Source organism: Pseudomonas sp. JL2, assembly GCF_031570495.1.
In the GTDB taxonomy this organism is placed as follows: Bacteria; Pseudomonadota; Gammaproteobacteria; order Pseudomonadales; family Pseudomonadaceae; genus Aquipseudomonas; species Aquipseudomonas rhizophila.
On record NZ_JAKUDH010000023.1, the window covers coordinates 1 to 24,018 of the forward strand.

Annotated in this window: 21 protein-coding genes; 8 read left to right on the forward strand and 13 right to left on the reverse strand. The window is 60.2% G+C overall.

The genetic code is table 11. The features are described from left to right. Positions 1-223 precede the first annotated feature (223 nt). Positions 224-1,192, forward strand: coding sequence for a GTPase (yjiA, locus tag MKS85_RS23430; RefSeq protein WP_047230146.1), 969 nt, complete (start codon positions 224-226; stop codon positions 1,190-1,192). Here the strand turns inward: yjiA and MKS85_RS23435 are convergent. The 6 genes from MKS85_RS23435 to MKS85_RS23460 all read right to left on the reverse strand — a co-directional run bounded on the left by MKS85_RS23435 (position 1,184) and on the right by MKS85_RS23460 (position 10,469). After that, the gene (locus MKS85_RS23435) at positions 1,184-1,903 is read right to left on the reverse strand and encodes a GntR family transcriptional regulator (RefSeq protein WP_188252351.1); all 720 of its coding nucleotides are present in this window, start codon (positions 1,901-1,903) and stop codon (positions 1,184-1,186) included. The two genes, yjiA and MKS85_RS23435, sit on opposite strands and share 9 nt — an antisense overlap. 22 nt (positions 1,904-1,925) lie before the next feature. Continuing rightward, positions 1,926-2,630 carry a FadR/GntR family transcriptional regulator gene (locus tag MKS85_RS23440; RefSeq protein WP_047230147.1) on the reverse strand — a complete coding sequence of 235 codons (705 nt, stop codon included), beginning with the start codon at positions 2,628-2,630 and terminating at the stop codon, positions 1,926-1,928. Between the two features lie 59 nt (positions 2,631-2,689). Beyond that, positions 2,690-4,003 carry a C4-dicarboxylate transporter DctA gene (locus MKS85_RS23445; protein ID WP_076386402.1) on the reverse strand — a complete coding sequence of 438 codons (1,314 nt, stop codon included), beginning with the start codon at positions 4,001-4,003 and terminating at the stop codon, positions 2,690-2,692. A 292-nt stretch (positions 4,004-4,295) separates the two neighbouring features. Continuing rightward, the gene (locus MKS85_RS23450; protein ID WP_188252350.1) at positions 4,296-4,826 is read right to left on the reverse strand and encodes a hypothetical protein; all 531 of its coding nucleotides are present in this window, start codon (positions 4,824-4,826) and stop codon (positions 4,296-4,298) included. 200 nt (positions 4,827-5,026) lie between these two features. Beyond that, positions 5,027-6,280, reverse strand: coding sequence for a serine hydroxymethyltransferase (gene glyA / locus MKS85_RS23455; protein WP_047230150.1), 1,254 nt, complete (start codon positions 6,278-6,280; stop codon positions 5,027-5,029). A 340-nt stretch (positions 6,281-6,620) separates the two neighbouring features. Then, on the reverse strand, positions 6,621-10,469 hold the full coding sequence (locus tag MKS85_RS23460; protein ID WP_188252349.1) for an EAL domain-containing protein: 3,849 nt from the start codon (positions 10,467-10,469) through the stop codon (positions 6,621-6,623). Positions 10,470-10,739: 270 nt separating this feature from the next. Between MKS85_RS23460 and ettA the strand changes: the two genes are divergently transcribed. After that, positions 10,740-12,404 carry an energy-dependent translational throttle protein EttA gene (gene ettA, locus MKS85_RS23465; RefSeq protein ID WP_188252348.1) on the forward strand — a complete coding sequence of 555 codons (1,665 nt, stop codon included), beginning with the start codon at positions 10,740-10,742 and terminating at the stop codon, positions 12,402-12,404. A 242-nt stretch (positions 12,405-12,646) separates the two neighbouring features. Here the strand turns inward: ettA and MKS85_RS23470 are convergent, their stop codons facing one another. The 4 genes from MKS85_RS23470 to MKS85_RS23485 form a co-directional block, all read right to left on the reverse strand. Continuing rightward, positions 12,647-13,138, reverse strand: coding sequence for a GreA/GreB family elongation factor (locus tag MKS85_RS23470; RefSeq protein ID WP_188252347.1), 492 nt, complete (start codon positions 13,136-13,138; stop codon positions 12,647-12,649). Positions 13,139-13,208: 70 nt separating this feature from the next. After that, the gene (locus tag MKS85_RS23475; RefSeq protein ID WP_047230154.1) at positions 13,209-13,562 is read right to left on the reverse strand and encodes a hypothetical protein; all 354 of its coding nucleotides are present in this window, start codon (positions 13,560-13,562) and stop codon (positions 13,209-13,211) included. Between the two features lie 118 nt (positions 13,563-13,680). Then, positions 13,681-15,534: a DUF4105 domain-containing protein gene (locus MKS85_RS23480; RefSeq protein WP_160893605.1), complete on the reverse strand. Its 1,854-nt coding sequence runs from the start codon at positions 15,532-15,534 to the stop codon at positions 13,681-13,683. 89 nt (positions 15,535-15,623) lie between these two features. Continuing rightward, complete coding sequence (locus MKS85_RS23485) at positions 15,624-16,112, reverse strand: DUF3015 domain-containing protein (protein ID WP_047230156.1); 489 nt, start codon at positions 16,110-16,112, stop codon at positions 15,624-15,626. A 272-nt stretch (positions 16,113-16,384) separates the two neighbouring features. On the opposite strand from MKS85_RS23485, the gene MKS85_RS23490 reads away from it, so the two are divergent. The 4 genes from MKS85_RS23490 to MKS85_RS23505 all read left to right on the forward strand — a co-directional run bounded on the left by MKS85_RS23490 (position 16,385) and on the right by MKS85_RS23505 (position 20,955). Continuing rightward, positions 16,385-18,823 (forward strand): Lon protease family protein, encoded by a 2,439-nt coding sequence (locus tag MKS85_RS23490; protein ID WP_047230157.1) that lies wholly within the window; start codon positions 16,385-16,387, stop codon positions 18,821-18,823. 346 nt (positions 18,824-19,169) lie between these two features. Then, entirely contained in the window at positions 19,170-19,511 is a 342-nt protein-coding gene (locus MKS85_RS23495; RefSeq protein WP_047230158.1) for a hypothetical protein, read from the forward strand. Between the two features lie 132 nt (positions 19,512-19,643). Continuing rightward, positions 19,644-20,132 carry a TIGR00645 family protein gene (locus MKS85_RS23500; RefSeq protein WP_047230159.1) on the forward strand — a complete coding sequence of 163 codons (489 nt, stop codon included), beginning with the start codon at positions 19,644-19,646 and terminating at the stop codon, positions 20,130-20,132. A 205-nt stretch (positions 20,133-20,337) separates the two neighbouring features. After that, on the forward strand, positions 20,338-20,955 hold the full coding sequence (locus tag MKS85_RS23505) for an FKBP-type peptidyl-prolyl cis-trans isomerase (RefSeq protein WP_025215564.1): 618 nt from the start codon (positions 20,338-20,340) through the stop codon (positions 20,953-20,955). Between the two features lie 127 nt (positions 20,956-21,082). Here the strand turns inward: MKS85_RS23505 and MKS85_RS23510 are convergent, their stop codons facing one another. The 3 genes from MKS85_RS23510 to MKS85_RS23520 all read right to left on the reverse strand — a co-directional run bounded on the left by MKS85_RS23510 (position 21,083) and on the right by MKS85_RS23520 (position 23,041). Further along, positions 21,083-21,340 carry a hypothetical protein gene (locus tag MKS85_RS23510; RefSeq protein ID WP_047230160.1) on the reverse strand — a complete coding sequence of 86 codons (258 nt, stop codon included), beginning with the start codon at positions 21,338-21,340 and terminating at the stop codon, positions 21,083-21,085. A gap of 202 nt (positions 21,341-21,542) precedes the next feature. Next, the gene (locus tag MKS85_RS23515; protein ID WP_076386396.1) at positions 21,543-21,884 is read right to left on the reverse strand and encodes a zinc ribbon domain-containing protein YjdM; all 342 of its coding nucleotides are present in this window, start codon (positions 21,882-21,884) and stop codon (positions 21,543-21,545) included. A gap of 188 nt (positions 21,885-22,072) precedes the next feature. Then, a complete protein-coding gene (locus MKS85_RS23520; protein ID WP_076386394.1) occupies positions 22,073-23,041 on the reverse strand; it encodes a polyprenyl synthetase family protein in 969 nt (322 codons plus the stop codon). Between the two features lie 239 nt (positions 23,042-23,280). On the opposite strand from MKS85_RS23520, the gene rplU reads away from it, so the two are divergent. Together rplU and rpmA are read left to right on the forward strand one after the other, a co-directional pair. Beyond that, the gene (rplU, locus tag MKS85_RS23525) at positions 23,281-23,595 is read left to right on the forward strand and encodes a 50S ribosomal protein L21 (protein ID WP_003176051.1); all 315 of its coding nucleotides are present in this window, start codon (positions 23,281-23,283) and stop codon (positions 23,593-23,595) included. 35 nt (positions 23,596-23,630) lie between these two features. Next, positions 23,631-23,888, forward strand: coding sequence for a 50S ribosomal protein L27 (rpmA, locus tag MKS85_RS23530; protein WP_003205738.1), 258 nt, complete (start codon positions 23,631-23,633; stop codon positions 23,886-23,888). Positions 23,889-24,018: the final 130 nt, after the last annotated feature.

The window sequence follows — 24,018 nt, forward strand, 5'->3', positions numbered from 1 at the left end:
CCACCGCCATCGCGAGCAGGCTCGCTCCCACAGTTGTTTTAGGATGGCCTCGGGATTTGCATATGCCACCGCTCCCACAGTTGTTTTGGGGGGATCTCAACATTTGCATACACCACCGATCCCCTTGTGGGAGCGAGCCTGCTCGCGATGGCGTCGCAACAGTTTGCCTCGCCTCCACATGGGTTCGGTGCTCTTCTTTTAATTTCGCAACAGGAGAATCACGTTGTCCTCTCCCATCCCGGTCACCATCCTCAGCGGCTTCCTCGGCGCCGGCAAGACCACGCTTTTGCGTCATTTGCTCAAGGCCGAGCACGGCCTGAAAATCGCCGTGATCGAGAATGAATTCAGCGATGCCGGCATCGACACCCAGCTGTTGGGCGATGAGCCGGTGCAAGTCATGACCCTGGCCAATGGCTGCGTGTGTTGCACCATTCACACTGACCTGACCAAAGCCCTGTACCTGCTACTCGAACGGCTGGACAGCGGCGAAATTGCCTTTGATCGCCTGGTGATCGAATGCACCGGTCTGGCCGATCCGGCCCCTGTGGCCCAGACATTTTTTATCGATGAGGACCTGCGCGAGCGCTACATCCTCGACGGTATCCTGACCCTGGTGGACGCCGCTCACGCCGAGATCCACCTGACCCAGGCCATTGCCCAGGCCCAGGTCGGATTTGCCGACCGTCTGCTGCTGAGCAAGACCGATCTGGTGGACGCAGCCCATGTCCAAGCCCTTGGCGAACGACTGACGCGGATCAACCGACGGGCGCCGATCAGGGTGGTGGAACACGGCAAGATCGATCTGGCCGAATTGCTCGACATCCGCGGCTTCAATCTCAACGCAGACCTGGGGGCGGGGTTCAGCCTGCGACCGGTGGGCAAGGCAAGCACCGGGGACCGCATCAGCAGCCTCGTGCTTCGCACCGATAAACCGCTGGATATCGACAAGCTCAGCGAGTTCATGAACCAGTTGCTGGAAGAGCACGGCAAGCAGTTGCTGCGCTACAAGGGGGTACTGAGCATCGCTGGCGAATCCCGTCGACTGGTGTTCCAGGGCGTACTCAAACTGTACGGTTTTGACTGGGACACCGAATGGGCGCCAGGCGAAGCACGGGAGAGCGTCATTGTGTTCATCGCCGACGAGTTGCCCGAAGAGAAGATCCGCGCAGGCTTCGAAGCCGCGCTACTTTGACGTCCCGGTGCCTGCGGCCATCAGCAGCTTTTGCTCAAGATGGTCCAGGTGCTCGCTCATCAGTTGCAACGCTTGATCAGCGTTGCCACGTTCTATCGCGTCTACGATCGCCAAATGCTCCTGCCAGGCGCAATGCCTGCGGGACTTGATCTCATGCCGCGCCAGGGCCAGCGAGGTTAATGGCACAAGGCTGCCGAGAAACTGCGCCAACGGCGCATTCCCGGCCATGGTCGCCAATTGCAGGTGAAACTCGCCGGACAGGCGAATCGCCGGGCCGCGTTCGCCGCGATCCAGGCACTGGCGCTCGCGCTCTATCAGATCGCGTAGGCGCTGCAGGTCCTTGGGCTGCGGCGCCTTGCAGGCCAGGCGCACCAGGGTCTGTTCGGCCAGGCGCCGGGCATGCAGGATTTGCCGGGTCTGTTCCAGGTCCGGTGCCGCCACCTGGGGCCGATGGTTGGGCCGCAGGATCACCACTTGCTGGTGGGACAGGCGCGCCAGGACACGGCGAATGATGCTGCGACTGACACCGAACACATCCCCCAGGCTTTCCTCGGTGAAACGGCTGGCCGGAGCAATGCGTTGTTCGAGGATGGCGTCGAAGATCCGCGGGTAGATATCGTCCACCGACGGTTTGCCGACCCGACCGGGCAGCGACAGGGACGCGAGCACGTTGCGCTCAGGCTGATCCGGGTGGGGCATGAGGTTGTTCATGGCGGTCTCCGCAGGGTGTGGCTCAAGTGCCGAGGTTGTCGTCCGGAATGTTCAGTTCGATGCCCATGCGCTGGCCTTCCCTGAGGATATGCCGGCGCATTTCGGTACTGGCCTGGGCGCTGTTCTTGGCGCGGATGGCGCGCACCACGGCTTCGTTTTCCTCCAGGCGTTCGGCCAGATGCTGGGGTGAATTGCGCAACACATCGGCGCTTTGCTTGAGCGCGTTGCTGGTCTGCTGGACCACGTTTTGAAAAATCGGGTTGGACGTCAAGGCAAACAGCTCTTCATGGAAGGCAATGTAGGCGTTGGCGCAAGCGTCGCTGTCGTTGGCCTCCAACGCTTCGCGCATGTCCATGAGGGTCAGGCGCAACTGGCCGACCTCCTTGCTGCTGATGGATTGCGCCACAAGACCGACGATGAAAGGCTCCAGGGTGTAGCGCAGTTGCAGCACGTCCTCCAGGCTGGCGCCGGCCATGGCGCTGCCTTCATTGGCGGTGTCGGTGAAGTTGGCCTCCAGCACCACGACGCCCTTGCCGGGCATCGAACGCACCAGCCCCAGGGTTTCCAGGACAATCACCGCTTCGCGCAGGCTTGGTCGGCTGATGCCCAATTGCTCGGCCAGCTCGCGTTGGCCGGGCAGCATGTCGCCCGAGCGCCATTGGCCCCGAGCGAGGGCGGCACGTAGTTTCTCCACCACGGAATTGACGACGGTTGATGAACTGATCACTGGTGACTCCTCGAAAATCAATCAGGCGGTACCGGTTCGCGGGCCGGCACCGCAGTCTTTCAGAATTGCTGCTGATGGGCAGTGCCCACCGGTTTCCTGGATTGGAAGGTATAACCGTGTTGGCCGGACAGTACCTTGCGCGCCCGAGGGACATCGATGTCTTTTTCCCAGCGGGCAATCGCCACGGTGGCCACGCAGTTGCCAATCAGGTTGGTCAGGGCCCGGCCGATGCCCATGAACCAATCCACCGCCAGTACCAGCACCAGGCCAACCACCGGGATCGCCGGGACGGCCGTCAACGTGGCAGCCAGGATCACCAGCGCCGAGCCGGGAATCCCGTGGGCGCCCTTGGAGGTGATCAGTGACACCAGCAGGATGGTCAGCAAATCACTCATGGCCAGAGGTGTGCCGGTGGCGTTGGCAATGAACACAATCGCCAGGGTCAGATAGATCGAAAAACCGTCCAGATTGAACGAGTAGCCGGTCGGAATCACCAGGCCGACGGTGGAACTGCCGATCCCCAGGTGCTCAAGCTTGCGCATGATCTGTGGCAGCACGGCGTCGGAAGAGGCCGTACCGAGCACGATAAGCAGCTCTTCACGCAGGTATTTGAGAAACGGCAACATCGGCAGGCCCGAGACACGCATCACCAAGCCGAGGATCAGTGCAACGAAGGCGATGCAGGTCAGGTAGAACAGGCCCACCAGGCTGCCCAGGTGTTGCAGCGAGTCCAGGCCATATTTGCTGGTAGTGAAGGCGATGGCCCCGAAGACCCCAATGGGGGCCAGACGCACGATCATACCCATGATGCGGAAGATCACGTGGCTCAGTTCGTTGATCAACCGCGAGATGCCGGACGCTGCATCGCCCACCAGGTTCAGGGCGCTGCCAAACAGCACGGAGAACAACAGCACTTGCAGAATGTTGTTTTCAGCGAAGGCCCCGAGCACCGAGGTTGGGATCAGGTTCATGAGGAACTGGGTGGTGGTGACCAGGTGCTCGCCACGCTGGGCGATATCCCCCATGTCCGCGCTGGAGAGTTGTTCCAGGTGGATGTTCGCACCACTGCCGATACCGGTGCTGAAGGCAAGCACCAGACCGATGACCAAGGCGATGGTGGTCAATACTTCGAAGTAGATGACCGACTTGAGGCCAATGCGCCCGACCTTCTTGAGGTCTCCGGCACCCGAGATGCCGCTGACTACCACACAGAACACGATCAGGCCGATGAGCATCTTGATCAGCTTGATAAAGCCGTCGCCGAGGGGTTTGAGCTGTGCGGAGTATTCGGGAAGGGTCAGTCCACAGACGATGCCGAGCACCAATCCGAGGACAACTTGAAGGAAGATCGAACGCGAGCACCATTTGAGCATGGGAGGGATTCCTGGTTCGGTGTCCTTTTCGCCGTCAATAGAGCTGTTGGCGTCAGGACTTCATTATTGTGGTCTTACCGGTTTGTCCAGTGCAGGCGCAGTCTAGGCCCTGTTTTCGCTGCTGCGCAAGCTGATCTGTAGAGATTTGGCATGACCGGTCTTACCAGTTAGGCCGGAACCCTTGTGCTTGAGCCGTTTGTTGCAGTGAAAAAAATGTGGGTGGCAAGCAGTGCGCCACAGCTCCCTGTGGCGAGGGATCAGCCCACTCGCCACAAAGATATCGACATGTTCTTTAAAGAACACTCAGGATGAATGTCACTTTCGATTTTTCTTCTGTCTCGGCGAGATAAATATAAGGCGAGCCTCGAACTTTCAATCCGCCGATATATTTTTTATTTTTTGTCATGAACGAGACAGGTAAATGCGGCGTGGAAATATTCTGCCGGGTGATGGCGTTGTTCTGATGATCAACGAGGGTAAAGAGCATCGGATCATCCGTGCCGGAGTCCTGTGCGCCGAGAACCTCAAGCCAGCGTTTACCGATAAGTTTGTTTTCATGTTCCCCCGTGTTTTTAATGACCAGGTTGTAGCCGTTCGGGGTGTGTCGTAAATGCAATTTCAATGGGTTGCTGAATTGACCCTGATTTTTGGGGCGCATGCCGAGCAGGCTGGAGTGGTCGTGGGTTTGCGGGCGGCCGGTAAAGAAGCCGCCGCTGAATAAACTCACGGTGGCCATCGCGGGTTTGCCATGAAGTATTTCAAGCAGGTTGACGTGGTTGTCAAACATTCGAAGTGTGGCGTTAAAAGATTGATCACGGTCCATGTGATTCGACTCCTCGTTGGGTTTATGAAGTGTGCAGTTATGGAGCGATATTATTGATTTATTAGCTGTCGGTGGTGGTGTGTGTATTGCAAGACATTAGATAAGCGTGGGGGTTAATTATTTGGGGTAATTGTTTGCGCCCATGAAAAAGGCCCCCATCTTTCAATGGAGGCCTTTCTTACTGAGGTGTAACGGGCTGATTAAGCGCCGTATACCGGCAGCTTTTTGCAGATCGCCTTGACCTTCTCGCGAACGGCGTCGATCACCGCTTCGTTGTTCAGGTCCGCCAGGATGTCGCAGATCCAGCCAGCCAGCTCCTTGCACTCGGCTTCTTTGAAACCACGAGTGGTCACGGCCGGGGTGCCAAAGCGCAGGCCGGAGGTGACGAACGGGGAGCGTGGGTCATTGGGCACCGAGTTCTTGTTCACGGTGATGAACGCCTTGCCCAGCGCTGCGTCGGCGTCTTTGCCGGAGATGTCCTGCTTGATCAGCGACAGCAGGAACAGGTGGTTCTCGGTCCCGCCGGACACTACGTCGAAGCCACGCTCGATGAATACGCCGGCCATGGCCTTGGCGTTTTTCACCACTTGTTGCTGGTAAGCCTTGAACTCAGGCTGCAGCGCTTCCTTGAAGCAGATCGCCTTGGCGGCGATCACGTGTTCCAGCGGACCACCCTGGGCGCCGGGGAATACGGCGGAGTTGAGCTTTTTCTCGATGTCGGCGTTGGCACGAGCCAGGATCAGGCCACCACGTGGACCGCGCAGGGTCTTGTGGGTGGTGGTGGTGACGACGTCGGCGAATGGCACCGGGTTCGGGTAGACGCCAGCGGCAACCAGGCCCGCAACGTGCGCCATGTCCACGAACAGGTAGGCACCGACCTTGTCGGCGATTTCGCGGAAACGTGGGAAGTCGAGGATCTGCGAGTAGGCGGAGAAACCGGCCACGATCATTTTCGGCTTGTGCTCGAGTGCCAGGCGCTCGACTTCGTCGTAGTCGATCAGGCCATTGCCGTCGATGCCGTACTGGATGGCGTTGTACAGCTTGCCCGAAGACGAAACGCTGGCGCCGTGGGTCAGGTGACCGCCGTGGGCCAGGCTCATGCCCAGAATGGTGTCACCGGCCGACAGCAGCGCCAGGTAGACAGCGGCGTTGGCCTGGGAACCGGCGTGAGGCTGGACGTTGGCATAGTCGGCACCGAACAGTTCCTTGGCGCGGTCGATGGCCAGTTGCTCGACCACGTCGACGAACTCGCAACCACCGTAGTAGCGCTTGCCTGGATAGCCTTCGGCGTACTTGTTGGTCAGTACCGAGCCTTGAGCTTCCATCACCGCGGGGCTGGTGTAGTTTTCCGAAGCGATCAGCTCAATGTGCTCTTCCTGGCGCTGAGCTTCTTGCTCCATGGCGGCAAAGAGATCGGCGTCGTACTTGGCAATAGTCAAATCACGGCTGAACATGGCGGTCCTCAAGGATCGGGGGCAGAAAAGGGGGGCATTCTAACCCAACCGGTTTTGGAAGGCATATGAAAGGACGTCATGTCGCGGACGAATGGGATTCACGCTGCCTGTACTGGCCTCATCGCGAGCAGGCTCGCTCCCACAGGGGGGCTGTGGCGTATGTCTATTCCAAGGACAGCCAAAAACAATTGTGGGAGCGAGCCTGCTCGCGATGAGGCCGGGATTCAGCGATGCCCGGACTGGCCCCTTCGCGAGCAAGCCCGCTCCCACATTTTGAAATGCGTTCCCCCTGTGGGAGCGAGCCTGCTCGCGATGAGGCCCGCCCGGCCAGCACAAGCTTTCAGTCGAGCATGAACAGCGCATCATTGCTGAACTGCGCCTCAAACCGGTTGGCCGGCATCGGCCGGCCGAACAGGTAGCCCTGGACTTCATCGCAGCCGTGCTCGCGCAGAAAGTCCAGTTGCTCGTGGGTTTCGACCCCTTCGGCAATCACCGCCAGGTTGAGGCTGTGGGCCATGGCGATGATCGCCCGGGCGATCTGGGCGTCCTGTTCGCCGGATGGCAGGCCATCGACAAAGGTGCGGTCGATTTTCAACACGTCGATGGGGAATTGCTTGAGGTAGTTGAGGGACGAATAACCGGTGCCGAAGTCATCCACGGCGATGCTCAGGCCCAGGTTTTTCAGCCCGGCCAGGATCTGCATCGCCTCGCTGACTTCACGCATCAGGATGCTTTCGGTCAGTTCCAGTTCCAGACAGGCCGGCGGCAGGCCGGTGCTACGCAGGATGTTGGCGATGCGCGTGCCGAGCTGGCCATCGGAGAACTGCCGGGCCGAAATGTTGACCGAGACTTTCGGCACCCGGACCTTGGCCTGGTGCCAGGTCTTGAGCTGCCGAGAGGCTTCGCTGATCACCCAGTCACCGACGTCCACCACCAACCCGAGCTCTTCGAGGACCGGGATGAAGTCCCCTGGCGGCACCAGCCCGCGTCGTGGATGGCGCCAGCGCAGCAAGGCCTCGGCGCCGGTCAGGCGTTTGCCGTCGCCGCTGAACTGTGGCTGGTAATACAGCACGAACTCGTTCTGCTCCAGGGCGTGGCGCAGGTCGCTTTCCAGCTCCAGTCGTTCCAGGGCGCTGGCGTTCATGTCGGCCTGGTAGAACTGGAAGTTGTTCTTGCCGCGCTCCTTGGCGTGATACATGGCCGTGTCGGCGTTCTTCATCAGCTGACTCAGCTCGTTGCCGTCCTGAGGGCTCAGGGCGATACCGATGCTGGCGGTGACGAAGAACTCCCGACCTTCCAGTACGAACGGTCGGACCAGGCTGGCGAGGATCTGCTCGGCCACGTTGATCGCCCGGTTGAGCGCCATTTCGCGGCTGGAACGCGGTTGCAGCAGCAGGGTGAATTCGTCGCCGCCCATGCGCGCCACGGTGTCGTCGTCGGCCACGCAGCCGAGCAGCCGCGTGGCCATTTCCTTGAGCATCCGGTCGCCGGCGGCGTGGCCCAGGGAGTCGTTGATCGGCTTGAAGCGGTCCAGGTCGAGGAACATCAGCACGACCCAGTTTTTCTGGCGCTCGGCCGATTGCAGCGCGGTGTGCAGGCGATCCTGAAACAGCGTGCGGTTGGGCAGGTGGGTCAACGCGTCGTAGTAGGCCAGGCGATGGATGCGCTGTTCGCTGGCCTTGCGTTCGCTGATGTCGCTGAAGAAGCACACGTAGCTGGCCAGGTCGCCTTCATCGTCCAGCACCGCCGTGATGCCGACCCAGGCCGGATAGTGCTCGCCATTGCGGCGCTTGAGCCAGACCTCGCCTTCCCACGTGCTGTGTTGCTGCAACTGCTTGAGCACGTAGCGCAGGTGGGCTTCCTGCTGCTCGTCCACGGTCAGCATGTTGGGCAACTGGTCCAGCACCTGCGACACCGCATACCCGCTGACGCGGCTGAAGGCTTCGTTGGCCTGGACAATGTAACCGGCCGGGTCGGTGATCAGGATCGCCGAGGTCGAATGCTCGAATACCGTGGCGGCCATGCGCAGGTCTTTTTCGGCGCGTCTTTGCTGGCTGATATCGCGGCCCACGCCCAGCACGCCTTCGAACGCGCCGTGCTCATCCCACACCAGTACCAGCCGCAGCTCGATGGGGATCTTGCGCCCGTCGGCGCGCAGGCAGTCGAACAGAAACAGCTGGGTCTGCATCTGGTTACGCAATTCGGCCAGTTGCTCAGGCTTGTCGAGGGCTTTGCTGACTCGATCCATCAAGGTGTAGATGCCGGTCAGTTGTTGCGGGTTGGCGATGGTCGATTGCCAGCCGTTCTGGAATATCCAGTCAGCGCTGTAGCCCAGCACTGCTTGCACCGAGGGGCTGACGTAGTTGAGCGAAAGCTTGCTGTTGGTGGAGAAAATCACGTCGCTGATGCTTTCGGCGAGCATCCGGTAGCGTTGTTCGCTGTCGCGCAGCGATTCGCTGGCTTCGATCTGTTCGGTGATGTCCTTGGCTACGCCGATGATGCGTGTCACCTGATCGTGCCGGTCCCGGGCCAGGGCTTGTTCGCGAATGTCGAAGCGCCGCCATTTGCCATTGCGATGGCGAAAGCGCAGCTGGCATTGCAGCAGTTGCGCATACCCGGCCTGGCGTTGTGCCTGGCGCAAGTTGTGATAGTGGTCGGCGTCTTCGCTGTGCAGCAGGATTTCCCAGAAGTATTCGCCCATCTGGTGCAGTTCGGTGCGGTCGTACCCCAGGGTCTGTCCCAGGTGATGGTTGCTGAAGATCATCCGCTGGCTGATCACGTCTTGCACATAGAGATGGTCCGGTACGGTGCGCACCACGTCGGACCAGAAGCCTTCGCGTTCGAGCAGCGACAGTTCGATCAGCTTGCGGCTGGTAATGTCGCTGATGCTCAGGATGACGGCGTTGTAGTCCTGTTGTTTTTCCGGCAGACGCAGCACCAGCCATAGGTGCTGATCACGGCCATGAGCGTCCTGCAGCTTGATTTCCAGCTCCAACTGCTTGTGCTGGTCGAGCAGCGCTTCGAGCAGCTTCGAACCCACCGGGTTGTTGTCCTGGGCAGCATTGCCGACCAGCAGTTGCCAGGCCCGTTCGCAGGAATTGACGTTGAGCAGCTTCAACGCCATCTGATTGACCTCGGTGACGTGAACTTCCTGCTGCAGTTGTTCAAGCTGGTGAGGGACTGCCAACCAGGCGCGCAACTGGTCGCCGTTGCGCAGGCCGGTCCTTTCAAAAAACGCCTTGAGGCTCGACAGGTCAAGCACGCAGAGCGCGACGCCGGTGCCTTCGAAAATATCCTGGTAGCGTCGGCGGCCCTCGTGCAACTGACGCTGGCGGCGGCGCATGCTCAAGAGCGCGATTACCGGCAGCATTGAAAACGCCAGGCCTAGCAGGCATTTGCCAATGAAGGCCGGCAGCAATTGCTCCAGCACCTGGCGCCGGTCGAACAGTCCACGCAACTGCCAGTCGCTGCTGCTCAGGGGCACGGTCAGCACGGTGTTGCTCAGATCATCCGGGGACAGCCGGGTAGGGCTGGCCGAGGGCAGGCTTTCGTCCCGGCTGATGATTTGCTGGTTGAGGCGGTTTTCCACCAGCCACAGTGGGCGCATGCCTGTATCGGCCTGCTTGGTCAGGGTCGAAAAGAAGGTTGGGGTCAGGCGCAGCGCCCAATAGCTGCGGCTGCTGCCGCTGGCCTGGTGCAACAACAGATGCACCACGGAGCCGTCATCGGCATTGCTGAAATAGTGCGCCTGGGCCCGACTGCGCCGTACCAGCTCTGCCAGGTAATCGGCATCGTGGCTGGCAGGATCACTGTCGCTGAGCACCCGGCCGGAAGGGCTCAGCAACGCCAGGCTGTGTAGCTCGGGCAACGATTGCTGGAGTTTGCGCAACAGGGCCTGCTGTTCGTCGGCGCTCTGCGGTTGTTCGACGATCGGTAGCAGGTTGAGGGCGATCTGCGCATTCAAGGCCATGTTCAGGCTGACTTGCGCGGCCAGGTCGGCGGTGTAATCGATGGTGTACTGGCGCTGTTGCTGCTGGGTTTCGCGCAATTGATCAAGCAACTGCCAGAAGAGCAACCCAAGCAGCAAGAGCACCAGTGTGGCCAGCGCGCCCTTCAATGTCCCGCGCAGGGGCGAGCCGCTCGCAGCAGTCGGTGCGCGTGGGGACAGGGTCGGCGTGACGTTGGACAAGCTGTAATCCTGCAGTTTGCTGGACTGGCGCGACGTGCACTATAAGCCGGACGCCCAAAGGGCGGCTAGCATGCCTTGACTTGTGGCAAAGTGCCAGCCCCTGGTGGCTGGACCTTGACCGATGGTTGAGGTAGCTTTGCCGGTCAAACAAGAGCGCGCAAGCTCCGATTCCCAGGCTTTATCTGCCCGCCGGCATTGATGACCGTCAAGCGCCGGCGCCGCGCATGGCCTGGCTCGTTCTTTTCACCTGTCACTGACGCTAGGTTCACCATGGCTCAATACGTCTTCACCATGCATCGGCTGAGCAAAGTTGTTCCGCCGAAGCGGGAAATCCTGAAAAACATTTCACTGTCGTTCTTCCCCGGGGCCAAGATCGGCGTACTGGGCCTCAACGGTTCGGGTAAGTCCACGCTGCTGAAAATCATGGCCGGTGTCGACAACGAGTTCGACGGTGAAGCCCGTCCGATGCCCGACTTGAACATCGGTTACCTGCCTCAAGAGCCTCAGCTGGATCCGACCAAGACCGTACGGGAAGTGGTCGAGGAGGCGGTCAGCGTGATCAAGGATGCCCAGACGCGCCTGGACGAGGTCTACGCGGCCTACGCCGAACCGGATGCCGACTTCGACAAGCTGGCCGCCGAACAGGCCAAGCTCGAAGCGATCCTGCAGGCCAGCGATGGCCATAACCTGGATCGCCAGCTGGAAGTCGCCGCCGATGCGCTGCGCCTGCCGGCCTGGGATGCCAAGGTTGAACACCTCTCTGGTGGTGAAAAGCGTCGTGTGGCTCTGTGCCGCCTGCTGCTGTCGGCGCCGGACATGCTGTTGCTCGACGAGCCGACCAACCACCTGGACGCCGATTCCGTCGCCTGGCTCGAACACTTCCTGCACGATTTCCCGGGCACTGTGGTCGCGATCACGCACGACCGTTACTTCCTGGACAACGTCGCCGGCTGGATCCTGGAACTGGACCGCGGCGCGGGTATTCCTTACGAAGGCAACTACTCGGGCTGGCTCGAAGCCAAGTCCGATCGTCTGGCCCAGGAATCCAAGCAGCAGTCGGCCCATGAAAAAGCCATGAAGGAAGAACTGGAGTGGGTGCGCAAAGGCGCCAAGGCCCGCCAGTCCAAATCCAAGGCACGTCTGCAACGCTTCGAGGAAATGCAGTCTCAGGAATTCCAGAAGCGCAGTGAAACCAACGAGATCTACATCCCGGCCGGTCCGCGCCTGGGCGACAAGGTCATCGAATTCAAGAACGTCACCAAGGGCTACGGCGACCGCGTGCTGATCGACAACCTGTCGTTCGCCATGCCCAAAGGCGCCATTGTCGGTGTGATCGGTGGTAACGGTGCGGGTAAATCCACACTGTTCCGCATGCTGATGGGCAAGGAAACACCGGATTCGGGCACCATCGAAATCGGCGAAACCGTGCAGCTGGCCTGTGTCGACCAGAGCCGTGAAGACCTGGACGGCAGCAAGACCGTGTTCCAGCAGATCTCCGACGGTTCCGACCAGATCCGCATCGGCAACTATGAAATTCCGTCGCGCACCTACGTGGGCCGCTTCAACTTCAAGGGCGGCGACCAGCAGAAGTTCGTCAAGGACCTGTCCGGTGGTGAACGCGGTCGCTTGCACCTGGCGTTGACCTTGAAGGAGGGCGGCAACGTCCTGCTACTCGACGAACCGTCCAACGACCTCGACGTCGAAACCCTGCGTTCCCTGGAAGAAGCCCTGCTGGACTTCCCGGGCGCAGCGATTGTGATCTCCCACGACCGGTGGTTCCTCGACCGTGTGGCGACCCACATCCTGGCGTACGAAGACGACTCGCAAGCGGTGTTCTTCGAAGGCAACTACACCGAGTATGAGGCCGATCGCAAGAAACGCCTGGGCGAAGCCGCTGCCCAGCCGCACCGCGTAAGGCACAAGAAGTTGGCCTGATTCGGCCGGCGACCGAGCGACAAACCCTGTGGGAGCGAGCCTGCTCGCGATAGCGGTGGATCAGCCAGCGTAAGTTGCCTGACCCGCCGCCATCGCGAGCAGGCTCGCTCCCACACTGGTTTGGGTCAGTCACAAGCTGCACGGTGGGGCTCGCTCCCACAGTGGTTTTGGGTCAGCCACAAGCTGCACGGTGAGGCGCGATTCCTGTGGGAGCGAGCCTGCTCGCGATGAGGCCGGCAAGATCACCCCGGTTCTATCGCCACCACTTCAATGGTCAAATCCCCCACCGGCCGTTTCCAGATCACTTCATCGCCAACTTTCGTCCCCAGCAACGCCCGCCCCAGCGGCGAGCCCCAATTGACCAGTCCGCTGGCCGCATCGGCCTGATCTTCACCCACCAACTGCACTCGCTGCTCGTGGTCATGCTCATCGACAAAGGTCACCCAATGCCCGATCCGCACCTGATCCAATGAGGTTGGCGTAACGACCTGCGCGCTTTGCAAACGCTGATTGAAATACCGCAGATCCCGTTCGATATCCGCGATTCGCTGCTTGTCCGCCAGTTCTCCCTTGGCCACCTGCTGGCTGTGCAGCGCCTGCAGCTCAGCGACCCGGGCCTGTAATTGGGCGAGTCCGGCGGGCGTGACGTAATTGGGTTGCGCGCTGACCTGGCGTTCGACCGGCTGATCTGCCTGGGCAGCGGCGTTGTCCTCATTGACGAAGGCGCGACTCATGATGTTCTCCTCTATTGGAGTTTGGGCCATGGTCGCAGGCTTTTGGTTTCAGCGGATGTCTGTACGCGACTCACTGTGAGCGATAAGCCCGGGCTGCGTCCTGGTCCTTCTGCTGCTGCCAGGCCCGTTCTCGCTCGTCCCAATGGCGTTCGCGGTAAGCGTTACGCTCCTCACTTTCGCGCATGGCCTGGCATTGACGGAAACCGTCGCTCCAGCCTTCGGCATAGGGAGCGTCCTTGAGATACCGTGGCACGTCCTTCCTGAACTGGCCGGTGATCACGCCGGCTGCCTGCCGGCCGCTGCTGCAACCGTCATCAAAGCCGTCGGCGAATGCCGGAGGGTAACCCCGGGCGATCAGGTTTTCGTGGGTGGTTTCGCAGCCACCGAGCAACATCACCACACTCAGCACCACCGCGCGCCTCATTTTTTTTGCATTCCTGCCTGATCCACTCATAAGAGAAGTTTAGAAGTGGATACGTCAGGCCGATGTGAAAGCGCTGTGATGAATCTGTTCGCTTAGGTGAGTGCGGGGTATGCCCCGGTCAATAGTGATACCACTTCACCTCCAGCATCACTTCGTTCTCCGGTGACGCCAGATGGCTGAATTCGCGCTGGGCACTCAGGCGCAGACCGAGGTTGCGTGACAGTTCCCATTGCTGGTTCAGGCTCACGCTACGGCGCACTTCGCCGTTGATGAAATAGTCGCCTTTGGCCTCCAGGCTCAAGTTGCCCAGCGGGTTTTTCCACAGCACGCCAGTGTTGAAGCCTGCGGCCGGAGCGATGAACTGGGCGAAGTCGTTGTTGTGTTCGACCCGCACCGTGCCCAAGGCAAACCCCAGCATGTCGTCACCCAGTGCCCAGGTGCCGCCGGCTCCGCCATTGACGTGGCTGACCAGGGTTTCGTCGTCGTGCTTGCCCGGCACCCGCTCCAGGCCGCCGGTGACTTGCCAGGACAGCGGCTGCAGCAGTTCGTTGCGCGGAGTCAGGGAGCGAATGGTTGCAAGGTCCAGCTGTTGCACCTGCCAGTCATTGCCTTCGTACTGGCGCAGCTTCAGTTGCAGGATCTCGATCTGTGCGCCCAACGGGAAACTCTCGGCGTTGTCGTTGAGGTCGTGATAGGCCATGCGCAGGCCATATTCGCCGAACGCCCGGTCGCCACGAGTGCCGAGGCCAGCCTGCCAGGTGCGCGACTCGTGGCCATCCTCGGGCAGGCCCGGTTGCGGGATGTCGAGTTCCGGCGCGGGGTTCTGGTTGATCGCCCGCAACAGTTCGAAACTGCGCTGGGCGCGCTGTGGGTCGCGTTCCTGGCCGTTGGCGCGGTAGCGCTCCAGGCGATAGGCGGCGTCGATGATCAGCGCCTGGCGAGCGCGAGGCAATGCCTTGAATGCTGAAGTCTGCAGTTGTTTCTGGTCGGCGCTGACTTTCAGCACCCATTGCTGCTCGTCGTCGGTGAGTGGTTCGGCGCGGCTGAGCAGTTCCCGCTCACGGGAGGGCCGGTATTCGATGCTTTCCACCAGCCCGGCTTCTTTCACCGCCTTCACGGTGTCGGTGGGAATCGCCGTCAACGGGAACTGTTCGGTCAGCCGCAGGCTGGGACGGGCCACTTGCAGCAGTTCGAGCAGGCGATAGGAGCAGTTTTCGTCGAAGAAAAAATAGTCGAACTCAATCTGCTTGAGTTCCCACACATGCTCGACCATGCGCTCGGTTTCCACCTGGCTCAGATTGAGGCGGTATTCCCACAGGTCGCGGTTTTCCAGGCTGCGGTACTCGGAGAGTTTTTCCTGATAGGGCACCAGGGCGAACAGGCCCGGGTAACCGCCCATCAGGCCTTTCCAGGCATACAGAATGCTGTTGTCCGAGCCTTCGATGTAGGCACCGAAGTTGATCGCATAGCTGAGCAGCGCGGTCTTGTCGCTTTGCACATCGGCCTGGTCGATGCGCAGCAGGGTGTGGCCAAACATCGAAGATGGGCTGTTCAGGTAGGCGGCCGGAAAAATCATCACCGCGCTGTGGGGCGCGACATCCTTGAACCATTGGGTGAATTCGCTGCAGTCAACCGTCGGCAGATCCGTCAGGTTGAGCTGCGCCTTCAGCCAGCGTGTTCGCGCCGGGTACACACATTGGGCGTGTTGCTGACCAGCACTGGCCGGGCCGTACAGCGCTTGCACCGTGGCGGCCAGTTCGTGGTCGGGATGTTCGTTGCCGTCGGGAGCGAGGAAAAACTCTTTGTCGCTGATATAGCTGCGCCAGCCACCGAGCTTGGCGGTTTCGTAGTGGCCCAGGGAAATCCAGAAACGGTCGTTGGCCAGTTGCTGCAAGCGTTGAGGGTCGACATGAGGTGCGGCGGACAACGGGGCGCACACACAGAGCGCCAGCCAGGCAAGGCGTTTGAGCATAGTTGGCTACTTGGACAATCGAAAAATAAAGACCGGAAGGGGCCCCAAAAAGAAAACCCGCTCCCCGAGAGGAGCGAGTGGTGTCGAGCTTAAGCTGGAGTGGCGTACTTGGCCAGGCGTGGGTCGCTTTTCAGCACGGCCAGGGTGTTGGTATGCACGTCTTCTGCGGTCACATCAGCCTTGCTGAAGATCTGCTGGAAGTGCTCGTGAGTGACAGCGGAGAAATGCGCACGGTCTTCCGGTGCCACGCCCAGTACTACGGCGTAGGTGGTGAGCGCTTCGCCTTGGCCCTTGGCCATGTCTTCGGACAGCTCGTTCATCATGCCATTCATGGCCAGCCAGGACTTGCCACCGTAGGTCAGTGCCGCGTTGGTCGAGCAACCGTTGGTGCCGGATGTCATGCCGAAGGTGGCGTTGCCCGAGGTGCCGTTGGTGGTGGATGCCAGGAAGTGAGCTGGGGTGCCACGCTGACCTTCGAACAGCATGTTGCCCCAGCCGCAATCCGGACCGCCTGGCGCCTGAGCCATGGCGTTGAGGGATACAGCGGTGAAGAGAGTACCGAGAAGAATCCGTTTCATAGCTATGTTCTCTTTTATGTGCATACCAATGGACAGGGTCTGACCCTACAGGCCAGTGGGCCGGTTATTGTTCCAGCCGCGCAATTTGGAGTTTAGGCACGATCCTGGGGTTCCGTGACATTTTGCAAAAAGTAACAGCAGTGTCATGAATTTACGGGCTCGGGCTCAGGGGATGCCCCTGGACTATGCTTTGGCCTGAGGCGCTTCTTGCCAGTCAGGTGCAGGCAGCGCCAGAATGCCGCTATCTGCCCCGCCTGATGTAAGGAAGCCCGATGCCTGATCCTGTTGCTGCCAGCTTGCGTCTAGCGCCCGAAGCGCTGACCCGCCCGTTTTCCGCTGAACAGTTCAGCTTCTCTACCACCAATGATCTGGAACCCTTCCGCGGTGTGCTTGGCCAGGAGCGTGCGGTCGAAGCATTGCAGTTCGGCGTGGCCATGCCGCGCCCCGGTTACAACGTATTTGTCATGGGAGAGCCCGGCACTGGCCGGTTTTCGTTCGTAAAGCGTTATCTCAAGGCCGAAGGCAAGCGTATGCAGACCCCGGCGGACTGGGTCTACGTCAATAATTTCGATGAGCCCCGCGAACCCCGCGCCCTGGAGCTGCCATCGGGTACGGCGGGGGCTTTCATCGCCGACATCAACGGCCTGATCGACAACCTCCTGGCGACTTTCCCGGCAGTGTTCGAGCATCCGTCCTATCAACAGAAGAAAAGCGCCATCGACCGTGCTTTCAACCAGCGCTACGACCGCGCCCTGGATGTCATCGAGCGCCTGGCGCTGGAGAAGGATGTCGCCCTGTACCGTGACAGCAGCAACATCGCCTTCACGCCGATGAGCGAGGGCAAGGCCCTGGACGAAGCGGAATTCGCCCAGTTGCCGGAGTCCGAGCGCGAGCGTTTTCATGACGACATCTCGGGCCTGGAAGAACGCCTGAACGAAGAGCTCGCCAGCCTGCCGCAGTGGAAGCGCGAGTCCAGCAACCAGTTGCGTCAACTTAACGAAGAAACCATCACCCTGGCCCTGCAACCGTTGCTGGCGCCGCTGTCGGAAAAGTACGCAGAGAACGCCGCGGTCTGCGGCTACTTGCAAGCCATGCAGGTCTACTTGCTCAAAACGGTGGTCGAGCAGTTGGTGGACGACAGCAAGACCGACGCCATTGCCCGCAAGCTCCTGGAGGAGCAATACGCCCCGAGCCTGATGGTAGGGCACCCAACCAGCGGTGGCGCGCCGGTGGTGTTTGAACCGCACCCGACCTACGACAACCTGTTTGGGCGCATTGAATACAGCACTGACCAGGGCGCGCTCTACACCACCTATCGACAACTGCGCCCGGGGGCGTTGCACCGGGCCAACGGTGGTTTCCTGATCCTTGAAGCAGAAAAAATGCTTGGCGAGCCGTTCGTGTGGGATGCACTAAAACGTGCCCTGCAATCGCGCAAACTGAAAATGGAGTCGCCACTGGGCGAGCTGGGGCGTCTGGCCACGGTCACCCTGACCCCGCAGCACATTCCACTGCAAGTCAAAGTGGTGATCATCGGCGCCCGCCAGCTCTACTACGCCTTGCAGGACCTGGATTCGGACTTCCAGGAAATGTTTCGCGTGCTGGTGGATTTCGACGAAGACATTCCGATGGGGGATGAAAGCCTGGAGCAGTTCGCCCAGTTGCTCAAGACCCGTACTTCGGAGGAGGGCATGGCCCCGTTGACCGCCGATGCGGTGGCGCGCCTGGCCACCTACAGTGCGCGCCTGGCCGAACATCAGGGGCGTTTGTCGGCGCGGATTGGCGATCTGTTCCAGCTGGTCAGCGAGGCGGATTTCATTCGTCAGTTGGCCGGTGACGAGATGACTGATGCCGGTCACATCGAACGCGCCCTCAAGGCCAAGGCCACCCGCACCGGGCGCGTCTCGGCGCGGATCCTCGACGACATGCTGGCGGGAATCATCCTGATCGACACCGACGGCGCGGCCGTAGGCAAGTGCAACGGCTTGACGGTGCTGGAGGTGGGGGATTCGGCGTTCGGCGTGCCGGCGCGGATTTCCGCCACGGTCTACCCCGGCGGCAGCGGCATCGTCGACATCGAGCGAGAGGTCAACCTCGGCCAGCCGATCCACTCCAAGGGCGTGATGATCCTCACCGGTTACCTAGGCAGCCGGTACGCTCAGGAGTTTCCTCTGGCGATCTCGGCCAGCATCGCCCTGGAGCAATCCTACGGCTACGTGGACGGCGACAGCGCGTCCTTGGGTGAGGCGTGCACGCTGATTTCTGCCTTGTCGAAGACGCCGCTCAAGCAGTGTTTCGCTATCACCGGCTCGATCAACCAGTTCGGTGAAGTGCAGGCGGTGGGCGGGGTCAACGAGAAGATCGAAGGCTTCTTCCGCCTCTGCGAAGCCCGTGGGCTGACCGGCGAGCAGGGGGCGATCATCCCCCAGGCCAACGTCGCCACCCTGATGCTCGACGAGAAGGTGCTCGCCGCCGTGCGCGCCGGGCAGTTCCACGTTTATGCGGTGCGCCAGGCCGACGAAGCCCTGAGCCTGCTGGTGGGTGAGCCGGCCGGCGAGCCGGATGAAAACGGTGAGTTCCCCGAAGGGAGCGTCAATGCCCGGGTGGTGGAACGGCTGCGGGTGATCGCGGAGATGATCAGCGAAGACGACATCAAGGAAGCGGAAAAGGAACTGGCGCAACAGGCGCTGGCGGAGGCCAAGCCGGCTTGATGCGTTCCAGGTCGGAGTAAGTCAATGTGGGAGCGAGCTTTGTGGGAGCAAAGCTTGCTCGCGATAGCGGTATTACAGCCAACAGAGGTGTTGTCTGTGACGACGTCATCGCGAGCAAGCTTTGCTCCCACAGGCTCGCTCCCACAATTGTTTGTGGTGATGGCTAAAAAGTGCCACCACTTTGGCGTCAATATTCACACTATGACCATTCGGCGCATTCTGGTCTCGGCGGGACTTGCGGCCGGAACTTTTCTTCTATCCTCAGTTCAAGGATAACGAGAGCCATCATCGGATCGAAACAGCCTTGTCCTGAGGCTGAATACCGGATCTATCGAGGGGCGCCGCCATGTCGCGCAACCTTTGCCTCACTCGTCAATGCCTGGGCCTTGTGACCCGTATCGAATGCGCCATCCGTCCGCTGGCGGGAGATACCGGTATGTGGACCTTGCTCTTCGCCGCCGGAATGGCTGGCGAACAACCTTCGGCCATCAAGGCCCAAGGCCCTTTTCCCGGCCCGAATGCCGCTGAGTCCATTCTCGACACCATTGTGCAAAGCCTGACAACGCATGGTTATGAGCTGGCCGACGACCCGCAGATCTGGTGCCTGCACATGCAGGCCCAATTGCGGGAAATCAATGGAGGCCGTTGTCGCAGCGTTGACGGCTTCGAGTTTCGCCCGTTGCATTGAAAGCCGTCATCGTGCGGGCGCTGGCAGTACGGTTTAGCTCCAAGGGCTGAAGTCGCGGATGGGCCTGGCGTTTATGACCCAGGTCGTGACTGATATACTCGCCGCGATTTTTCAGCCCTGGTGTGAGACTCAATGGAACGCTTTATCGAAAATGCAATGTACGCCTCCCGTTGGCTGCTGGCGCCGATCTATTTCGGGCTGTCCCTCGGCTTGCTGGCCCTGGCCCTGAAGTTCTTCCAGGAAGTCTTTCACATCATTCCCAATGTGTTTGCCATGGCCGAATCCGAGCTGATTCTGGTGCTGCTGTCGCTGATCGACATGGCGCTGGTGGGCGGCCTGTTGGTGATGGTGATGATTTCCGGCTACGAGAACTTCGTCTCGCAACTGGACATCGATTCCGACAAGGAAAAGCTCAACTGGCTCGGGACCATGGATTCGTCCTCGCTGAAGATGAAGGTCGCGGCCTCGATCGTTGCCATTTCCTCGATTCACCTGCTGCGCATCTTCATGGACGCCAAGAACGTCGATCCCGAGCACCTGATGTGGTACGTGATCATTCACATGACCTTCGTGGTTTCGGCGTTTGCCATGGGTTATCTGGATAAACTGACCAAGCACTGAGGTCCGTTCATCGCTGCGGCGCACCGCCCGTCTGTTGCAAAGCAGGCGGGCGTTGTCGTTTCTGGTGGCGGCGCTTTGATCAGGGGGCTCGTCACCCGCCGCGGCATCTGTGCTAGTCTGCTCGCCCTTTTGGTTCCGGGCGCTCCGGGAGGCGCTGTGTCAAGCACGGCAAATTCCCGAGCCGTCCGCACAGCGGAGCAGCATCATGTCCGAAGTTAACCTGTCCACCGACGAAACCCGCGTCAGCTACGGCATTGGCCGTCAGTTGGGTGACCAACTGCGCGACAACCCGCCACCGGGCGTGAGCCTGGACGCAATCCTGGCTGGCCTGACCGACGCTTTCGCCGGCAAGCCGAGCCGTGTGGGCCAGGACGAGATGTCCGCCAGCTTCAAAGTCATTCGCGAAATCATGCAGGCCGAAGCTGCCGCCAAGGCAGAAGCCGCCGCTGGCGAAGGTCGTGCATTCCTGGCTGAAAACGCCAAGCGCGAAGGCATCACCACCCTGGCCTCGGGCCTGCAATTTGAAGTGCTGACTCAGGGCGAAGGCGCCAAGCCGAGCCGTGAAGACCAGGTGCGTACCCATTACCATGGGACCCTGATCGATGGCACTGTGTTCGACAGCTCCTACGATCGTGGCCAGCCTGCCGAATTCCCGGTGGGTGGCGTGATCCCAGGCTGGACCGAAGCCTTGCAATTGATGAACGCCGGCAGCAAATGGCGTTTGTACGTGCCAAGCGAACTGGCTTACGGCGCTCAAGGCGTTGGCAGCATTCCGCCGCACAGCGTACTGGTGTTTGACGTCGAGCTGTTGGACGTTCTGTAAGGCATCAACGCTTAAGCAGGCTTTTGTGGGAGCGAGCCTGCTCGCGATGACGGTCGGTCAGTCAATATTGATGTTGAATGTCACACCGCTATCGCGAGCAGGCTCGCTCCCACAGGGTTTGCGCGCTTCATCCATGAAACCTGCCATTGAAATCCGCCGTAGGGCGCAACGCCCGGGCGTAACAGAACAGGAACAGATTGCGCACCAGTTCCTTGAGCACCAGCGGCTCGCTGGAATTGAGGCTGTTGAGGTCCAGATCCCCCTGGTCCTGCAGTTCGTTCAGGGCTTCTTCTTCAAGCACCGCACAGACTTCCCCGGTTTCCCGATGCAGGATTCTCAGGTAAGGGTGTGGGCGGTCCAGCCAGGCATCGATCAAATAAGTCATGGTTCTCATCTCCTTGATGGGCGTTATGAGAATAATTCTTATTCGCTAAATAGCAAGGCTCTATTGGTTTTCGAATTGTTTTTCTGACGGTGGGTTGCGGCAGCTCAATCGGCTCGCGCTTGGCTCGGAGGCGTAAATGGGGGGTGGAGCGGGGAGGGTGAAGCACCATCCCACGCGGGGCGTGGGATGGAATACGCACGGCTCAGACTTTTCTGACGAACTCGGACTTGAGCTTCATCGGGCCGATGCCGTCGATCTTGCAGTCGATGTCGTGATCACCATCGCACAAACGGATGTTCTTGACCTTGGTGCCCACCTTGACCACCAGCGACGTGCCTTTGACCTTCAGGTCCTTGATCACAGTGATGGTGTCGCCGTCCTGCAGGACATTGCCGACCGAATCCTTCTTCACCGTCTCATCGGACGCCGTTTCAGCTTCACCGCTGGCAGACCATTCGTGGGCACACTCCGGGCAGACCAGTTGAGTACCGTCTTCGTAGGTGTATTCGGAATTGCATTTCGGGCAGGGAGGCAACGTGCTCACTAAGGTTCCTTGGGTATCAGGAGGGTAAAAGGGCGCACATTATATAGGGTTTTAGGCCGCGAAGGGCAGGGCAGTGAAATACCCTTGTGGGAGCGAGCTTGCTCGCGATAGCGGTCTGCCAATCAGCATCAAGCTTACTGACCCAACGCTATCGCGAGCAAGCTCGCTCCCACAGGGGCTTCATGCCATCAATGGGTGCGAGCCACCGCAAACTCGCTCAGTTCCACCAACGCATCGCGGTATTCGCTGGCCGGCAGGGCGTCGAGGCATTTGATTGCGCGGGCGACGTAGTCGCGGGCCAGTTTTGCGGTGTAGTCCAGCGAGCCGGAGGCTTCAACCGCTTCCCGGATGCTCTCCAGGTCTTCGATCCCGCCTTTCTGGATCGCCTGGCGTACCAGTGCCGCCTGCTCAGGAGTGCCTTCGCGCATGGTGTAGATCAGCGGCAGGGTCGGCTTGCCTTCGGCCAGGTCGTCCCCGACGTTCTTGCCCAAAGTCTCGGCGTCGCCCTTGTAGTCCAGCAGGTCGTCCACCAACTGGAAGGCCACGCCCAGGTGATCGCCAAAGGTGCGCAACGCTTCGCTTTGCTCGGCGCTGGCGCCGGCCAGGGCGGCGGCGCTGTGGGTCGAGGCTTCGAAGAGCATCGCCGTCTTGCCGCGGATGACTTCCATATAGGTTTCTTCCGTGGTGCTGGCGTCGCGCACCTTGGACAGCTGCAGCACTTCGCCTTCGGCGATGATGCGCGTGGCCTGGGACAGGATCTTCATCACCGGCATCGAGCCCAGCTCGACCATCATTTCGAACGAGCGCGAATACAGGAAGTCGCCCACCAGCACGCTTGGGGCGTTGCCCCACATGGCGTTGGCGGTCGAGCGGCCGCGGCGCATGCCGGACATGTCGACCACGTCGTCATGCAGCAGGGTCGCGGTGTGCAGGAATTCGATGGTGGCGGCCAGCAGGCGCATGTCGTCGCCTTCGCGGCCCAAGGCCTTGCCACACAACAGCACCAACAAAGGACGCAGGCGTTTGCCCCCGGCCGAAGTAATGTAATCGCCGATTTTCGATACCAGCGGCACTCGGGAAGTCAGCTGCTTCTTGATGATGCCGTCGACGGCGCTAAAATCGTCCGCCACCGCGCGGTAGAAAGCTTGGGGTTGCATCAGCGACAGGTGCTCCAGAAGGGTTGCGCGGCATGCTAGGACCCACGCCTGGGCCTGTCAAGGCGCGATGGACGGCCTCTTGCAAGGCGCTTGCGGCTTGCGTACAATCGCGCACCCTGAACTTCCTGGGCAGCACCTGCCTTACGCAATTGCATCCGGGCCTTCCAGCCCATGCAGCCATGCCAGCCAATACCTCTTCTTATAAAGCGCTGGGTGAGCAGGATTATCGGAGAAATACCATGTCGTACGCAGTAATTGTTACTGGTGGCAAGCAATACAAGGTCGCCCCAGGTGAATACCTGAAGATCGAAAAACTGGAAATCGCTACTGGCGAATCCGTGACTTTTGATCGCGTTCTGTTGGTCGCCAATGGCGATGACGTGAATATCGGCGCTCCAGTCGTTGCTGGCGCTACCGTTGTGGCTGAAGTGATCTCCCAAGGTCGTCACGATAAAGTCCGCATCATCAAGTTCCGTCGCCGTAAGCACCACATGAAGCGTATGGGCCACCGCCAGTGGTACACCGAGATCAAAATCACCGGTATTCAGGCTTAATTTCAGCCTAATTCCTCACTAGGAGAATTGAACTCATGGCACACAAAAAAGCTGGTGGTAGTACCCGTAACGGTCGCGACTCAGAAGCCAAACGCCTTGGCGTCAAGATGTATGGCGGCCAGGCTATCAAAGCGGGCAACATCATCGTGCGTCAGCGCGGCACCCAATTCCACGCTGGCTACGGCGTAGGCATGGGTAAGGATCACACCCTCTTCGCTAAAGTCGAAGGCGTGATCAAGTTCGAAGTAAAAGGCGCCTTCGGTCGTCGTTACGTAAGCGTTATCGCAGCTTAATTGCGAGACCGCTGGAAAAGCCCTGTCTTGCGACGGGGCTTTTTCGTTTGTGGGGTGAGTCTCTTGCAAAACTGTTTGTATGGGCTGTCGGCGCTGCGGTTGGGGCGTGTCATCAGGTCGCTGCGCTCAT

What these genes read in the sequence shown, in the direction of transcription:
- MKS85_RS23475 (WP_047230154.1), bottom strand. Translation starts at nt 13,562, where the DNA reads ATGAGGCGCGCGGTGGTGCTGAGTGTGGTGATGTTGCTCGGTGGCTGC.
- MKS85_RS23520 (WP_076386394.1), bottom strand. Translation starts at nt 23,041, where the DNA reads ATGCAACCCCAAGCTTTCTACCGCGCGGTGGCGGACGATTTTAGCGCC.
- MKS85_RS23450 (WP_188252350.1), bottom strand. Translation starts at nt 4,826, where the DNA reads ATGGACCGTGATCAATCTTTTAACGCCACACTTCGAATGTTTGACAAC.
- MKS85_RS23435 (WP_188252351.1), bottom strand. Translation starts at nt 1,903, where the DNA reads ATGAACAACCTCATGCCCCACCCGGATCAGCCTGAGCGCAACGTGCTC.
- MKS85_RS23490 (WP_047230157.1), top strand. Translation starts at nt 16,385, where the DNA reads ATGCCTGATCCTGTTGCTGCCAGCTTGCGTCTAGCGCCCGAAGCGCTG.
- MKS85_RS23510 (WP_047230160.1), bottom strand. Translation starts at nt 21,340, where the DNA reads ATGACTTATTTGATCGATGCCTGGCTGGACCGCCCACACCCTTACCTG.
- MKS85_RS23445 (WP_076386402.1), bottom strand. Translation starts at nt 4,003, where the DNA reads ATGCTCAAATGGTGCTCGCGTTCGATCTTCCTTCAAGTTGTCCTCGGA.
- ettA (WP_188252348.1), top strand. Translation starts at nt 10,740, where the DNA reads ATGGCTCAATACGTCTTCACCATGCATCGGCTGAGCAAAGTTGTTCCG.
- rpmA (WP_003205738.1), top strand. Translation starts at nt 23,631, where the DNA reads ATGGCACACAAAAAAGCTGGTGGTAGTACCCGTAACGGTCGCGACTCA.
- MKS85_RS23485 (WP_047230156.1), bottom strand. Translation starts at nt 16,112, where the DNA reads ATGAAACGGATTCTTCTCGGTACTCTCTTCACCGCTGTATCCCTCAAC.
- rplU (WP_003176051.1), top strand. Translation starts at nt 23,281, where the DNA reads ATGTCGTACGCAGTAATTGTTACTGGTGGCAAGCAATACAAGGTCGCC.
- MKS85_RS23480 (WP_160893605.1), bottom strand. Translation starts at nt 15,534, where the DNA reads ATGCTCAAACGCCTTGCCTGGCTGGCGCTCTGTGTGTGCGCCCCGTTG.
- MKS85_RS23500 (WP_047230159.1), top strand. Translation starts at nt 19,644, where the DNA reads ATGGAACGCTTTATCGAAAATGCAATGTACGCCTCCCGTTGGCTGCTG.
- MKS85_RS23505 (WP_025215564.1), top strand. Translation starts at nt 20,338, where the DNA reads ATGTCCGAAGTTAACCTGTCCACCGACGAAACCCGCGTCAGCTACGGC.
- MKS85_RS23495 (WP_047230158.1), top strand. Translation starts at nt 19,170, where the DNA reads ATGTCGCGCAACCTTTGCCTCACTCGTCAATGCCTGGGCCTTGTGACC.
- MKS85_RS23470 (WP_188252347.1), bottom strand. Translation starts at nt 13,138, where the DNA reads ATGAGTCGCGCCTTCGTCAATGAGGACAACGCCGCTGCCCAGGCAGAT.
- glyA (WP_047230150.1), bottom strand. Translation starts at nt 6,280, where the DNA reads ATGTTCAGCCGTGATTTGACTATTGCCAAGTACGACGCCGATCTCTTT.